Here is a 15,712-nt window from a genome sequence, read left to right on the forward strand (position 1 = left end):
GGAAGGATGATTACACATGTCGAATTTGAAAAAAGTACCTTTGCGTAGATGCGCTGCAACAGGCGAAATGCTTTCAAAAAAAGAAATGATTCGCATTGTACGCTCGAAAGAAGGGGAAGTTTCAGTTGATCTCACTGGCAAAAAATCAGGCCGCGGGACGTATGTGTCAAAATCCGAAGAGGCAGTCGAAACTGCCCGCCGTAATCGTTCGATTGAAAGTCAACTTAAAACCGCTGTACCGGCGGAAGTTTATGATGAACTTCTACATGCGGTTCGTAGGGAAGCATTAAAATGAACGAATCCAAGAAGATATTACAGTTGCTTGGTTTGGCAGCGCGCGCAAGAATGATTACAACAGGTGAAGAATTCGTGGTACGCGAAATACAAGCTGGAAAAGCGCGCCTTGTCATTATTCCAGGTGATGCATCTGCTAATACACAAAAGAAAATTACGGATAAATGTACGTTTTATAACGTTGAGAAGCATGTCTTCGGGAGTAGAGAAGACCTCGGGCACGCGATAGGGAAAGAATCGCGGGTTGTCATAGCGATAACGGATGCGGGATTTTCCCGCAAACTGTCCGAGCTCCTCAACGAATACAACCAGGGGTGAGCGAATGACGAAAATACGAGTGCATGAATACGCTAGACAAGCAAAGAAATCAAGTAGAGAAATTGTCGATGAACTTGCAAAATCAGATATTATTGTTAATAGTCATATGGCGATAATTGATGCAGATGCGATTGGTAAGTTGGATAAATCTTTCGGTATAAAGACTGAATTTAAAGAAACGCCAGCTCCGACTAAACAAGCGTCTACTAAACCTAAAACTCAATATAGTTCAGGTACACAAGGTGGAGCAAAAACTTCAACTTCAAGCGGTCAAAATTCTACTGGTTCAACAGGTTATAAAAAACCTGCTCAAAGTGGAAGACCTACATCAACAACAGGTCAAAGTAATCAAAATCGTCCAGCAGCAAGTGGCGGACCGGCAACTGGACAAAGTCGTCCGGCAGCACGTCCTGCACAAGGAGGAGCTACTTCTGGAAGACCTTCGTCAAGTCAAGGTCAAGGTGGTCAAGGGCGCAGCGCTGGTCCAGGGCGACGCGGTGGACGCCCACCGGCTCGTGGTATAAATCAAGGTAGAAGAAGATACCGTCCAGCTAATCCGATTCCAAAAGTACAAAAGCCATTGCCTGATATGATTACGTTTTACGAGTCACTTTCTGTAGGTGAACTTGCACAGAAGCTAGGAAAAGAGCCTTCTGAATTAATCAAAAAGTTATTTATGGTCGGTGTTATGGTAACAATTAATGAAGAACTTGATAAAGATACGATTGAATTAATCTGTTCTGATTATGGTGTAGATGTTGAAGAGGAAATTCGTATTGACAAAACTGATCTTGAAACTTATTTCGATGAGCCAGAATTACCTAAAGGCGAAATAGCGACAACATCTGAAACCTTAATCGAACGTCCTCCTGTTGTAACAATTATGGGTCACGTTGACCATGGTAAAACGACACTTCTAGACTCGATTAGACATACAAAAGTAACACAAGGCGAAGCGGGCGGCATTACACAACATATTGGTGCTTACCAAATCGAGGAAAAAGGCAAGAAAATGACGTTTCTTGATACACCAGGACATGCTGCGTTTACGACGATGCGTGCACGTGGTGCGAAAGTTACCGATATTACAATCCTAGTTGTAGCAGCGGATGATGGCGTTATGCCACAAACGGTTGAAGCGATTAATCACGCACAGGCAGCGGAAGTTCCAATTATCGTAGCAGTAAATAAAATGGATAAGCCATCTGCAAATCCTGAACGAGTTATGCAAGAGCTAACTGAACATGGCCTTGTTGCTGAGGAATGGGGCGGCGATGCAATATTTGTTCCGATTTCTGCATTAACTGGTGATGGTATTGACACATTGCTAGAAATGGTCCTTCTAGTTGCTGAAGTAGCTGAATTAAAAGCAGATCCAAAAGTACTTGCACGTGGAACAGTAATTGAGGCTGAACTAGACCGTGGTCGCGGTTCTGTTGCAACGCTACTTGTACAAGATGGAACATTACATGTAGGTGACCCAATTGTTGTAGGTAATACATTTGGTCGTGTCCGTGCAATGATGAGTGATGTTGGACGTCGTGTGCAATCAGCGGATCCATCAACACCAGTAGAAATTACTGGACTTAGTGATGTGCCAAAAGCTGGAGATCGTTTCGTAGTCTTTGAAGACGAGAAAACTGCACGTCAAATTGGTGAAAAACGAGCTGGCGAAGCAATTCAAGAGATGCGCGGAGAGAAGACACGCGTGACACTTGATAATCTGTTCGATCAAATGAGTCAAGGTGAAATGAAAGAATTGAATTTAATTGTTAAGGCAGATGTTCAAGGAACAGTTGAAGCGATGGCAGCATCACTCATGAAAATTGATGTTGAAGGTGTCAACGTTAAAATTATTCACACAGGCGCAGGCGCAATTAATGAATCTGATATTTCACTAGCATCAGCATCAAATGCAATCGTTATCGGTTTTAACGTTCGTCCTGATGTGAACGCTAAGCGTGCAGCAGAAGAAGAAGGCGTTGATATTCGTCAACACCGTGTCATCTATCAAGTGATTGAAGAAATCGAATTAGCAATGAAAGGGATGCTTGATCCCGAGTATGAAGAAAAAGTTATTGGTCAAGCTGAAGTTCGTGCGACGATTAAAGTTTCTAAAATTGGTACAATTGCGGGAAGCTATGTAACAGAAGGTAAAATTTCACGTAATTCAAGCGTTCGTGTTATTCGAGATAGTATCGTCATTTTCGAAGGAGAAGTTGATGCGTTAAAACGCTTCAAAGACGATGCAAAAGAAGTTGCGAAAGGTTACGAATGTGGTATTACAATTAAGAACTTTGATGATATTCATGAAGGCGACATAATTGAAGCTTATATTATGGAAGAAATTAAGCGTGTATGATTGTCTATGCGGAATGCACGTTCTTCATTCCAATGGCTGCTTCACTAAAAGATAAACGATCGGTTTTAAAGAGCATGACTGATAGGACGAAAAATGCCTATAATGTCTCAGTTGCTGAAATCGATCACCAGGATGTCTGGCAACGTGCAACAATTGCGCTTGTTGCCACGGCATCATCGAAAGCGGCAGCAGAACGTGAAGTTAGGCGAGCGATTCGATTACTGGAATCAAATCCAGAATGGGAAATGACAGAGCAATTAATCGATTATTACTGAGTAGAAATTGGGGTGAATAACCATGTCAAAACGTGTAAACCGTGTTTCGGAACAGATGAAAAAAGAGCTCGGTGATATTATTCACCAACGAGTGAAGGATCCAAGAATTGGTTTTGTGACCGTTACTGACGTTGAAGTTACTGGGGATCTCCAGAATGCAACAATTTATATTTCTGTCCTAGGTAACGATTCAGAAAAAGAAGCAACGTTAAAAGGGTTAGATAAGGCAAAAGGATTTATTCGTACTGAAATTGGAAAGCGTATCAGGCTTCGTAAAACACCTGAGATCGAATTCAAATTTGATGAATCTGTTGCTTACGGAAGCAGAATTGAATCTTTGCTTTCTCAAGTTAAAACAGATCTTAATGAATAAAAGAGTGGAGGAAGTTGGTGTCCAAAAGGACTTTCCGACTTCCTCCATTTACATATATAATAACAAAGGAGTTTTAAAATGAACGGTATACTTCCGCTCTGGAAAGAAAAAGGAATGACATCGCATGATTGTGTATATAAATTGCGTAAAATTCTTGGCACAAAAAAGGTTGGACATACAGGCACATTGGATCCAAGTGTAGAAGGGGTTTTGCCTATTTGTATTGGGCAGGCAACAAAAGTAGCAGAATATATAACAGATACCGGGAAAGAATACGAAGCGACTATCTCAATAGGAATTTCAACAGAAACGGAAGATGCTGACGGTGAAGTTGTTCTTTCGGATGAATCTATTAAATTGATTAAACGAAGTGAAATAGAAAGTGCGCTAAAAAAATTAACTGGAGATATTGTGCAAATCCCTCCGATGTATTCAGCTGTTAAAGTGAATGGTAAAAAGTTATATGAATATGCAAGAAAAGGAATAGAGGTTGAAAGACCTGAAAGAATTGTAACGATAAATAGAATTGACTTACTTGATTCGGTTGAATTGTACGAGGGAATTGAAATCACATTTCCAATTCGAATTGCTTGTGGAAAAGGTACTTATATAAGAACACTAGCCGTGCAAATTGGAGAACTTTTAGGTTATCCTGCGCATATGTCGTCGCTCGTTCGAACTGCTTCTGGAACTTTCCGTCAAGAGAATTGTTATACATTGGCAGAACTTACTGAGCTAAAAGAAAAAGAACAACTAAATACTGTTATTCGACCATTGGAAGATGCACTTACGGATTTTAATTCTCTTGAAATAGAAGATGAATTATATGAAAAGGTTTCGCATGGTCAAGTATTACCAGCACACGAATTACTACATAATGATGCGACGATTGTATTTACAAAGTATGGTAAAGCGATAGCCATCTATAAATTACACCCGACAAAATCTGGGTTAATGAAACCCGAAAAAATGTTTCCAGCAAACAAGTAAGGAGGGGATGAAGTTGGAAGTTTTTAAACTACACTATCCCGAAAGTATATCGACTAAAAACGATAAAAGTTATTCTCTTGCGATTGGTTTCTTTGACGGATTACATAAAGGTCATTATGAAGTGATTAAACAAGCAAAAAAGAATGCTGATGAACTTGGTTTTGATTTGGCAGTAATGACATTTGATCCACACCCTTCTCATATACTTGGTGATGGGAAAAATAAGGTAGGGTATATAACACCTTTCGAAGAAAAAAGTAGACTATTAAGTTTAATGGGTGTTGATGCATTATTTGTTGTGAAGTTTGACATGACATTGGCCGCATTAACACCTGCAGAGTTTGTTAACACATTTATTGTTCGACTTGGTGTTAAGCATGTCGCGGCTGGATTCGATTTTACATTTGGTTCCAAGGGCGCTGGGACTATGTCAGATATGGAACGCTTATCTGATGGGAAGTTTAGTACAACTATCGTAGGTAAAGTAACTGATAGTAAGGATAAAATTTCGTCAACTCGAATTCGAGAACTTCTTTCAGAAGGAGATGTGGAAAATGCATCTATACTGTTAGGTAGAAAGTTCAGGACTATTGGCGAGGTCGTTCATGGTGCGAAAAAAGGTCGGGAACTAGGATTCCCAACTGCAAATGTTATGCCAGCAGAAGGGTCAATATTGCCAGCGATTGGGGTCTACGCAGTAAGGTTTACAGTAGACGGAATAACTTTTAATGGTGTTTGTAATGTCGGAGTTAAACCTACATTCAATAATCCGGAGATAAGAAAAGCTATGGTTGAAGTACATGTTTTAAATTTTGATGGTGATCTATATGATAAAAAAGTTGTAGTTGATTGGATTGAGCACATTAGAGAAGAGAAAAAGTTTGAATCATTTAATGCGCTCATTGCTCAGATAGGGAAAGATAGAGAGCAAGCAGCACAAATACTAAAAGATTTCCACTGAATTTTGCATAGTTGAAATGTTGCTTCTAAACAATACACATGTTATTATGATTAAGTACTGAATAAGTACGAACCATTGCTTGGCACTGCGAATCACCAACGTGTGCGAGGGAATTGGGGATATTTTAATATAGGAGGTGAATAGAATGGCTATAACACAAGAGCGTAAACACGAATTAATCGCTGAATATAAAACGCATGATTCTGATACAGGGTCTGCAGATATTCAGATTGCTATTCTTACTGAAGATATAAATAACCTGAATGGTCATTTATCTACTCATAAGAAGGATCACCACTCACGTCGTGGACTAATGAAAATGATCGGTCGTCGTCGTAAATTACTTAAGTATATGCGCGAAAACGAAGTTCAGCGTTATCGTGATCTTATTAGTAAACTAGGCTTACGCCGTTAATAAGATAACTAATTGAAAGCGGGCCTTGCCCGCTTTTTATTTTTGTTGTGAAAAATATATATAGGTGTTAGTTGCTTTAGATTTCATATTAGCTTCAATGCGCCTTTTTTGATACACTAAAACTACATACTATGCACACAGTCCAGTTAACTGGAAGATGGAGAGGGGTTCAAAAATGACAGTACAAAAAAAGGTCTATACGCTCGAATGGGCAGGTAGACAATTGATTGTTGAAACAGGGCAATATGCAAAGCAAGCGAACGGTGCCGTACTTATTCGTTATGGCGACTCAACAGTATTATCGACTGCAACAGCTTCAAAAACACCAAGAGGTCTTGATTTTTTTCCTTTAACAGTTAATTATGAAGAACGTCAATATGCTGCTGGGAAAATACCGGGTGGATTTATTAAACGTGAGGGTCGTCCATCTGAGAAAGCAGTTTTAACGAGTCGTCTTATTGACCGTCCAATCCGTCCTTTGTTTGCAGACGGTTTCCGTAATGATGTACAAGTTATATCACTTGTTTTATCAATAGATCATGATAGTACACCTGAAATGGCTGCTATGATTGGTTCTTCTTTAGCACTATCTGTTTCGGATATTCCTTTTGAAGGACCGATTGCAGGAGTTGAAGTTGGACAAATTGACGGAGAGTTTGTAATTAACCCTACGCAAGCACAGTCTAAGTTAAGTAATCTAAAACTAATTGTTGCAGGTACGAAAGATGCAATTAATATGGTTGAAGCAGGCGCATCTGAAGTAACAGAAGATGTTATCTTGGAAGCAATTATGTTCGGACATACTGAAATAATTCGTCTAATTGAATTCCAAGAAATGATTATTGCTGAAGTTGGAAAAGAGAAAATGCATATTCCGCTTTATGAATTAGATGCAGTATTAAAAGAGGAAATCAAAGATGCTTTTTCTACAAAGCTTATTGATGCGATTCAAACGAAGGAAAAGCATGAACGTCAGGATGCTATTAGCGATGTGAAAGCTGAAGTAGTAGAGCATTACACTGCAAAAGAAGCAGACGAAGATACATTAAAGCAAGTAAAAGGAATCTTAGGTGAAATGGTTAAAGATGAAGTACGTCGCCTAATTTCAGATGAAAAAGTTCGTCCAGATGGTCGTCATCCAGAAGAAATCCGTCCACTTGAATCTCATGTTGGCTTACTACCAAGAGCACACGGTTCGGGTCTTTTCACGCGCGGTCAAACACAGACGTTAAGTATTTGTACACTTGGCGCACTCGGTGAAGTACAAATCATTGATGGTATTGGTCTTGAAGAAACAAAACGTTTTATGCATCATTATAACTTCCCTAACTTTAGTGTTGGTGAGACAGGCCCTATTCGTGGACCTGGTCGCCGTGAAATTGGTCACGGAGCACTTGGAGAAAAGGCGCTTGAAGCTGTTCTTCCAAGCGAGACAGATTTCCCTTATGCGATTCGTCTTGTAGCTGAAGTACTTGAATCAAACGGTTCATCTTCACAAGCATCTATTTGTTCATCTACGATGGCTATGTTAGATGCGGGTGTTCCACTTAAATCTCCAGTTGCTGGTATTGCAATGGGTCTTGTTAAGAAAGGCGATAATTATTCCATCCTTTCTGATATTCAAGGTATGGAAGATGCGCTTGGAGACATGGACTTTAAAGTTGCAGGAACTGCTAAAGGTATTACAGCACTTCAAATGGATATTAAAATTGATGGCTTGTCACGTCAAATACTTGACGAGTCACTTGCTCAGGCGAAAAAAGGACGTTTGCATATATTAGCACACATGAATGAAGCAATTTCAGGTCCTAGTGAAGAGTTATCTGCATACGCACCAAAAATCATAAAAATTATGATTAAGCCTGATAAGATTCGTGATGTAATCGGACCTGGTGGTAAAGTAATCAATAAAATTATTGATGAAACGAATGTTAAAATTGATACAGAACAAGATGGAACGATTTTCATCTCTTCTCCAGATAATGAGATGAATCAAAAAGCGAAGAAAATGATTGAAAACATTGTTCGTGAAGCAGAAGTTGGCGAATATTATATGGCGAAAGTAAAACGAATTGAAAAGTTCGGCGCTTTCCTTGAAATATTCCCAGGTAAAGATGGTCTTCTCCATATTTCAGAAATCTCAGAAGAGCGTACAAAAGCTGTCGAAGATGTGTTGAAACTAGGCGAAGAAATGTTTGTAAAAGTAATTGAAATCGATAATCAAGGCCGTGTTAATCTTTCAAGAAAAACGGTATTGATTGAAGAGAAAAAAGCTGCTGAAAAAGAAGGACAATAATAAAGTTGATTTTCAATTAGTGTGGTATTAAACCCACACTAATTAAAAAATTTACCTAGTTAAATCAATTTCATAATTACTGATTCTAACTAATTTTCCGAACTTTCAAATGAACTAATTACTAATTGTTAGTTGATTGTAGTGGAAGGCGGCGACTCCAGTGGGAACAGCACGAGCAGAAAGCCCCGCAGGAACGCAGTGACGAGGAGATTGAAGCCGTGCCCACGGAAAGCGTCCGCCTGGAACGAAAATTAACGTCGTTCGGATTTCACGCTTGATTTCCCTATTGTGAAATTGACTCAGTTAATTAGAAATCAGAAGTATTAAAATTTAAGACCTCTCTTCACTTTGTGTTAGTGGAGAAAGAGGTTTTTTGTTTTATCTAGTAATAATCAGCATTTGAATATATTTGACTTTATGGGAGGAAACCGTTTAATGGTAGAAAGATACACATGCTCAAATGGAGTAAGAATCGTACATGAAAAGATGCCTCATATTCGATCAGTTGCTCTTGGGGTTTGGATAGATGCTGGTTCAAGTGATGAACTTGATGGGGAACAAGGACTTGCTCATTTTATTGAACATATGTTATTTAAAGGGACGATTAATCGAAGTGCAAGAACAATTGCAGAAGAATTTGATGGGATTGGCGGTGATATAAATGCCTTTACTTCAAAAGAAGTGACTTGCTATTTTGCTACTGTACTTAATAATCATGTAGAAAAAGCGCTTGCAATAATAGCGGATATGTTTTTTAATTCTCAATTTGATGAAGTTGAAATGGGTAAAGAGAAGTCTGTAATTCTCGAGGAAATAGCGACGGTTGAAGATACGCCCGATGATGATGTACATGAGCAACTCTGGGCATTGATGTATGCAAATCAGCCCGTTGGAAGACCTGTACTAGGAACAGAAGAAACGATTTCAACTTTTGATAAGAAAGCAATTAAAAAGTTTATGAATAGAATGTATAGACCAGAAAATATTGTGATCTCAGTTGCAGGGAATTATGACAATAGCTTAATTCAACTAATTGATGATTACTTTGGTTCATTCCAAGAAAGTAGTGAAGAGAGGAAAGTCGAATCTTTAATTAAGCCTGAATTTCATGCCGGTTTTACGCTGAAAGAGAAAGATATTGAACAAACCCATATTTGTATCGCATTTCCAGGACTTGAGACAAATGATAAACGAATGTATGATCTCGTAATATTGGATAGTATTCTAGGGGGGGCTATGTCGTCTCGTCTTTTCCAAGAAGTTCGAGAAGAACGTGGGCTTGCTTATTCAATTTATTCGACTTTTTCATCCCATTCAAATTGTGGAGCATTTGTAATTTACGGAGGAACTTCTCCAGAAAAAACATTAGATTTATATCGTACTATAGACACCGAAATCAAATTATTACTTACTAAAGGTGTAACAGAAAAAGAAATTAGTAACGCAAAAGAGCAAGTAAAGGGTAGTTTTTTATTAGGTCTTGAAGATTCAGAATCCCGAATGTCACGTAATGGGAATAATGAACTGCTTTTGAGATCACATCTCACAATTGATGAAGTAGTGGCCCGAATCGATGGTGTGGAAAAAGAAGGTATACTTGATATTGCTGAACAAATTTTTAATGGGAAAAAATCGATTTCAATAATATCGCCAAAGGGAATAGTAAAGGATACTGATTTTAATCATTAATCTAGGTCAGCTTTTGTGAGTCTATTCATACACTAGAATAGAGGAAAGGAGAATGACAATGCTACTTTCAGAACTTGCGCAAAAGGAATTGATTCAAGTTAATGATGGGGTTCGTTACGGTTTACTTGGAGAAACGGACCTTATTTTTGATGGTAAAACAGGCGCTATTATTGGATTCGAGATTAAAAAGCAAAGTGGACGTTTTTCGTTTAAAAATCGCAATGAGCCGTCGGAAGAGTTTATTCCTTGGTCGGAAATTGTTTTGGTTGGGGAACATCGAATTTTGTTTAAGAGGACAGCATCAATTCATGAGGTGAATATGGATGACTAAGGACAAATGGTTGTTTATAGGTACAGATAATCGAATGGCAGCAAGTAGTGAAATTATGTCTGAACTCGGATATAACTGTCTTGTTCTTAAAACTGATTCGGTAACAATTGAACTGAAAGAAGTATTAAGTAACTTTGCGCCGGATAATATCGTTTTTCCAATTCATCAAATGAAAGGGGAATTTCCTCTAGAACTTATTAAAGACGACACACAATTATATATGGGTGTTACGTCAGAAAAATGGTTAAACCCGTTTCAACAAAAGAAAATGGTAGTTCATCATTATTTACATGATGAACTATTTATATGGGAAAATGCGCGTTTAACCGCAGAAGCTTTCATTTCTGTTTATTATTCCAGAACCCAGAGAACGATAGCCGGGAAACACTTCTATATAGCAGGTTATGGCCGTGTTGGGAAAATGGTTGCTGATGTACTCTTATCACTTGGAGGGCATATAACAATCATTGTGAGGGCAGATGCACAACATGGGGAAGCGAAAGCACGAGGATTTGAAGTAGTTCAATCAATAGAGAATTATAAAAGAGATAGTTGTTTAATAAATACAATTCCATCAAAGTGGTTATCAACCACTGACGACTCTAATTTACTCATCTTCGATCTAGCATCGGCGCCCGGGTGCCTAACGGACGTGTCGATGCCTGAATACTATACATTACTCCCTGGACTTCCGGGGAAGTATTTTCCGCTTGATGCAGCAACAGCTTTAGCAGATGCGCTCCAGCGGATACACCGAAGATGAAAGGGGAAGTACATGTTACAAGGAAAAAGAGTAGGCCTAGGTATTACAGCCTCGCATTGTACGTATGAAGAAATAATTCCTGTTATAGATTCTTTAATAGACGCGGGAGCCACAGTTGTGCCGGTTATTACACACTCTGTTCTTACTGCAGCAACACGTTTTGGTACAGGGGAAGAATGGATTGCTAAGATTGAAGAAGCAACAGGTGAAAAAGTAATTTCGACGATAGTTGGTGCAGAGCCGTTTGGACCATCAACGCCTGTAGATATTATGATTATTGCACCTATGACAGGTAATTCAATCAGTCGTTTTGCAAATGCTTCGACTGATTCACCTGTGTTAATGGGTGCAAAGGCAACACTTCGAAATGGAGATCCCGTACTTCTAGGTATCTCAACAAATGATGCACTTGGTTTAAATGGTGTTAATATTATGAAACTACTCAATATGAAAAATGTCTTCTTTATCCCTTTTGGACAGGATGATCCATTTAAAAAACCAAACTCACTCATTTCGGACTTCTCACTAATGGTCCCTTCTGCAGCCGCTGCGCTTCAAAAAAATCAACTGCAACCACTATTAATAATTCACAATCACTCATAATAATTCATAAGGAATGTGTAGGTTCCGACATTGGTGCTGTATTTTATGATATAATCTTTCCATAAAAGACTTTATATGCTGAAAGGAAGATACTCTTATGAAGACAGTGAAAGTGGCAATCGTCGGAGCGACGGGTGCAGTTGGTACGACTATTTTAGAAAAATTACTTGATCGTAATTTTCCAGCAAGTTCAATCAAGTTATTAGCTTCAAAAAGATCAGCAGGCTTAGAGATTTCGGCACAAGATAAGAAATTTATAGTCGAAGAAACAACTGCAGATTCATTTAATAATATTGACGTCGCCTTTTTTAGTGCGGGTGGGGAAATTTCGAAAATGTTTGCTAATGAAGCTGTTGCAAGAGGTGCAGTGGTCATTGATAATACGAGTGCGTTTAGAATGGTAGATAATATTCCACTTATTGTTCCAGAAGTAAATGGAGATTTATTGAATGAGCGGGTAGGTATTATTGCAAATCCGAATTGCTCGACGATTCAAATGGTCACTGCATTGGAACCGATTCGCAAAAAGTTTGGTTTGAAGCGAGTAATCGTCTCAACTTATCAAGCGGTATCTGGCGCTGGAATTGAAGCAATTGATGAGCTTGATAATCAAAGTAAGCAGTTTGAGGATCGTCAATCCATCGAAGCAAAAGTATTACCATCTGCTGGTGCAAAACATCATTATCCAATTGCATTCAATGTGATTCCACAAATCGATTCGTTTGATTCATCTGGATATACACTTGAAGAACTTAAAATGATAAATGAAACAAAAAAGATTTTTGGTATGAAAGAACTCCAAGTGGCTGCAACATGCGTTAGAATTCCAGTCGTTTCAGGACATTCTGAATCAGTTTATATTGAAGTTGAAAAGAATGGTGTATCTGTAGAAGATATCCATAAAATTCTTCAAGGTGCACCTGGTGTTACCGTTGTAGACGATCCAGCAAATCAGTCGTACCCAATGCCTTTATTCGCTGAAGGTAAAGATGATGTATTTGTTGGGCGTGTACGTAAAGATCCAGATCATCCAGCAGGATTTCACTTGTGGATAGTATCTGATAATCTATTAAAAGGTGCAGCGTTAAATTCAGTTCAAATTGCTGAGGATTTGCTGAAAAAGAACACTATTTAACTGAATTCAGCAGAAGTCTCCCACTTCTATAAGTGGTGAGATGAATGCGAACGTTTTTTCTGTCAGTGGGGGTTCAAACCCCGGATGAATTAAGTAAAGCCTCCAGGGAGGAATGAAGTCCAATTCCTCCTGGATGTCACAGATTTTTAGGGGAGTTTTTCGAGTAAACTCGAAAAAAATCTGGACGCAATTACGCCAAGGCGAAATTGATTGACTATGAAAGAGGGCAACTAACTATGGAACTAGGACGAATTTCGACCGCTATGGTTACACCGTTCTTATCTGATGGTAATATTGATTATGAGCATACAGCAATTTTGATAGAGCATCTAATAGCGAATGGAACGGATTCTTTGATTATTTCTGGTACTACTGGGGAATCTCCTACTTTGACATCAGAAGAAAAGAATGCGCTACTTGCTTTTACAATTGATAAGGTGAAGAAGCGCATCCCGGTTATTGCGGGAACAGGTACTAATTCAACAGCTGAGTCTATTGAGTTAACAAAATCAGCTGAAGAACTCGGAGCTGATGGCATCATGCTTGTCACTCCTTATTACAATAAGCCGAATCAAAAGGGATTGTATGCTCATTTTTCGACTATAGCTGGTGTAACTAGATTACCTGTTCTTTTATACAATATACCTGGCCGCTCTGTTGTTAATATGTCTAGTGAAACGGCAATCGCCTTGTCGAAGATTGCTAATATTCGTGCTGTAAAAGAAGCAAGTGGCGACTTGGAACAGATGGCTGCCATTATTAGTCAAACGGATGATGGGTTTTCTGTTTATAGTGGAGATGATGGTTTAACATTGCCTATACTAGCAATTGGTGGGGACGGAATTGTTTCCGTTTCAGCGCATGTCGTTGGAAATGAAATGCAAAAGATGGTCAACGCATTCCTTGATGGGCGTACTAAAGAAGCAGCAGCTATGCATAGAAATTTGCTGCCTTTATTTAGAGCTTTATTTGCTTTGCCTAATCCTGTACTAGTTAAGTATGCTTTGAAGAAATTAGGGGTTCATACAGGTGGTGTAAGGCTGCCATTAGTTGGATTGGATGAGCCAAACGAAACATTTGATATAGTGTGGGAAAGCTTCAAAAAAAACCAAGATATATATGCTTAAAAAAAGCCGGTATATACTACCGGCTTTTTTTGTTTGTACAGAATCGTTTCGTACCGTATAATGAAACCTAGTCGTTATGAACGGGAATTAGAATTTAGGAGGAAGAAAAGTGACGAGAACAAAAAACGAAGTAATTAGGATTATCCCCCTCGGTGGAGTTGGAGAAATCGGGAAAGCAATGTATGTTATTGAAATTGATGAAGAACTATTTATAGTAGATGCAGGGTTGATGTTTCCAGAAAGTGAAATGCTTGGAATTGATATCGTCGTTCCAGATATTACGTATATTGAAGAAAATAAAGACCGCGTTAAAGGAATTTTCTTAACACATGGTCATGAAGATGCTATCGGCTCGCTTGCTTATTTATTACAAAAAGTACAGCCGCCGATTTACGGATCTAAACTAACAATCGCTTTGGCTAAAGAACATTTAAAAGAAATGCCTGCTCCATCAACAGTGAAGTTTTTTGAAGTTACAAACAAGAGTCGTATGAATTTCGACTGCACATATGTTACGTTTTTCAATACTACTCATAGTATTCCAGATTCACTTGGGATTGTTTTCAATACAAGTGAAGGAGCAATTGTTCACACTGGTGAATTTAAGTTTGACCAAGCTGCGAAAGGGAAATATCGACCTGATATTTCTAAAATGGCGGGACTTGGTGAAAAAGGCGTATTTATCCTCATGTCAGATTCATCAGAAGCAGAACGACCTGGATACACGACTTCTGAATCTGTTATAGAAAGTCATTTATCTAAGACATTTCATGGTGCAGAAGGCAGAATTCTAGTTGCACTATATGCTTCTAACTTTATTCGGATCCAACAAGTATTTGATACAGCGCATGAAACAGGTAAAAAAGTGGCTGTAGTTGGGAAAAGTTTGGAAAGTTATTTCGAAGTAGGCGTGAATTTAGGCTATCTTTCGATTGAAGAAGATATTGTAATTCCAGTTAGTGATATTGATAAATATGAAGATGAAAACGTTGTAATAATTGTTACTGGTAATAAAGGAGAGCCGCTTGATGCGCTTTCGAAAATTGTTCGTAAACACCATAAAGATATCCGTATTAAAGAGACGGATACTGTTCTAATTACATTTACACCATCACCTGGTATGGAAGTATCGATGAACCAAACGATGAATGATTTAGCGAAAAATGGCGCAACAGTGCTGACATCAAGTAAGAAAGTCCATGTTTCTGGTCATGGTAGTCAAGAAGATTTGAAGTTAATGTTGAATCTAATGCAACCAAAATATTTTATACCTATTCAAGGTGAATATAGAATGTTAATGGCGCACTCGAAGTTAGCGCAACAGACGGGTTTACCAAAGACTAGTGTATTTATCGCTGATAAAGGTGATGTTGTTGAATATAAAAACAACAAAATGCGTATGAGTGGACGCGTTCAAGCAGGTAATGTTTTAATCGATGGTATCGGTGTTGGAGATGTGGGGAATATCGTTCTTCGCGATCGTAAACTCCTATCTCAGGACGGTATCTTTACAGTTGTTATAACATTAAGTCGTAAACAGAAAAGAATTGCTTCAGGTCCTGAGATTATTTCACGAGGATTCGTTTATGTACGCGATTCTGAAGAGTTGTTTAATGAATCAAAATTGCTTGTTGAAAATATTGTTGAGAAGCATGTGGCTAAAAAGTCGTTTGAATGGACAAGTATAAAGCAAGAGATTAGGGATACGCTTAGTTCATACTTATACCAACAGACGAAGAGAAGACCAATGATTATCCCGATTATTATGGAATACTAATAA

16 protein-coding genes are annotated in these 15,712 nt (G+C 38.5%); all 16 read left to right on the top strand.

Annotation, left to right across the window (positions count from 1 at the left end; genetic code table 11):
* Window positions 1–16 precede the first annotated feature (16 nt).
* The 16 genes from rnpM (at window position 17) to AC3RV6_RS05160 (ending at window position 15,709) form a co-directional block, all read left to right on the top strand.
* Window positions 17–295 (top strand): RNase P modulator RnpM, encoded by a 279-nt coding sequence (rnpM, locus tag AC3RV6_RS05085; protein ID WP_489748375.1) that lies wholly within the window; start codon window positions 17–19, stop codon window positions 293–295.
* Window positions 292–612, top strand: coding sequence for a YlxQ family RNA-binding protein (locus AC3RV6_RS05090; protein WP_489748376.1), 321 nt, complete (start codon window positions 292–294; stop codon window positions 610–612). The genes rnpM and AC3RV6_RS05090 overlap by 4 nt, the downstream gene beginning before the upstream one ends.
* 4 nt (window positions 613–616) lie before the next feature.
* On the top strand, window positions 617–2,974 hold the full coding sequence (gene infB / locus AC3RV6_RS05095; RefSeq protein ID WP_489748377.1) for a translation initiation factor IF-2: 2,358 nt from the start codon (window positions 617–619) through the stop codon (window positions 2,972–2,974).
* Window positions 2,971–3,249 (top strand): DUF503 domain-containing protein, encoded by a 279-nt coding sequence (locus tag AC3RV6_RS05100; RefSeq protein ID WP_489748378.1) that lies wholly within the window; start codon window positions 2,971–2,973, stop codon window positions 3,247–3,249. Before infB ends, AC3RV6_RS05100 begins: the two co-directional genes overlap by 4 nt.
* A gap of 22 nt (window positions 3,250–3,271) precedes the next feature.
* Window positions 3,272–3,622 carry a 30S ribosome-binding factor RbfA gene (gene rbfA, locus AC3RV6_RS05105; protein WP_489748379.1) on the top strand — a complete coding sequence of 117 codons (351 nt, stop codon included), beginning with the start codon at window positions 3,272–3,274 and terminating at the stop codon, window positions 3,620–3,622.
* Between the two features lie 78 nt (window positions 3,623–3,700).
* Window positions 3,701–4,612, top strand: coding sequence for a tRNA pseudouridine(55) synthase TruB (gene truB / locus AC3RV6_RS05110; RefSeq protein WP_489748380.1), 912 nt, complete (start codon window positions 3,701–3,703; stop codon window positions 4,610–4,612).
* A gap of 13 nt (window positions 4,613–4,625) precedes the next feature.
* The gene (locus AC3RV6_RS05115) at window positions 4,626–5,573 is read left to right on the top strand and encodes a bifunctional riboflavin kinase/FAD synthetase (RefSeq protein WP_489748381.1); all 948 of its coding nucleotides are present in this window, start codon (window positions 4,626–4,628) and stop codon (window positions 5,571–5,573) included.
* 145 nt (window positions 5,574–5,718) lie between these two features.
* Window positions 5,719–5,988 carry a 30S ribosomal protein S15 gene (gene rpsO, locus AC3RV6_RS05120; RefSeq protein ID WP_489748382.1) on the top strand — a complete coding sequence of 90 codons (270 nt, stop codon included), beginning with the start codon at window positions 5,719–5,721 and terminating at the stop codon, window positions 5,986–5,988.
* 175 nt (window positions 5,989–6,163) lie between these two features.
* Entirely contained in the window at window positions 6,164–8,284 is a 2,121-nt protein-coding gene (pnp, locus tag AC3RV6_RS05125) for a polyribonucleotide nucleotidyltransferase (RefSeq protein ID WP_489748383.1), read from the top strand.
* A gap of 435 nt (window positions 8,285–8,719) precedes the next feature.
* Window positions 8,720–9,973, top strand: a complete 1,254-nt coding sequence (locus AC3RV6_RS05130) for a M16 family metallopeptidase (protein ID WP_489748384.1) — start codon at window positions 8,720–8,722, stop codon at window positions 9,971–9,973.
* A gap of 52 nt (window positions 9,974–10,025) precedes the next feature.
* Window positions 10,026–10,304, top strand: a complete 279-nt coding sequence (locus tag AC3RV6_RS05135) for a YlmC/YmxH family sporulation protein (protein WP_489748385.1) — start codon at window positions 10,026–10,028, stop codon at window positions 10,302–10,304.
* Complete coding sequence (locus tag AC3RV6_RS05140; RefSeq protein WP_489748386.1) at window positions 10,297–11,067, top strand: dipicolinate synthase subunit A; 771 nt, start codon at window positions 10,297–10,299, stop codon at window positions 11,065–11,067. Before AC3RV6_RS05135 ends, AC3RV6_RS05140 begins: the two co-directional genes overlap by 8 nt.
* A 12-nt stretch (window positions 11,068–11,079) precedes the next feature.
* Window positions 11,080–11,670 carry a dipicolinate synthase subunit B gene (locus tag AC3RV6_RS05145; protein WP_489748387.1) on the top strand — a complete coding sequence of 197 codons (591 nt, stop codon included), beginning with the start codon at window positions 11,080–11,082 and terminating at the stop codon, window positions 11,668–11,670.
* A gap of 97 nt (window positions 11,671–11,767) precedes the next feature.
* Window positions 11,768–12,805 (top strand): aspartate-semialdehyde dehydrogenase, encoded by a 1,038-nt coding sequence (locus tag AC3RV6_RS05150; RefSeq protein WP_489748388.1) that lies wholly within the window; start codon window positions 11,768–11,770, stop codon window positions 12,803–12,805.
* A 236-nt stretch (window positions 12,806–13,041) separates the two neighbouring features.
* Window positions 13,042–13,932, top strand: coding sequence for a 4-hydroxy-tetrahydrodipicolinate synthase (gene dapA / locus AC3RV6_RS05155; RefSeq protein ID WP_489748389.1), 891 nt, complete (start codon window positions 13,042–13,044; stop codon window positions 13,930–13,932).
* A gap of 109 nt (window positions 13,933–14,041) precedes the next feature.
* Complete coding sequence (locus tag AC3RV6_RS05160) at window positions 14,042–15,709, top strand: ribonuclease J (protein WP_489748390.1); 1,668 nt, start codon at window positions 14,042–14,044, stop codon at window positions 15,707–15,709.
* Window positions 15,710–15,712: the final 3 nt, after the last annotated feature.

Source organism: Sporosarcina sp. So3-204 (assembly GCF_058068165.1).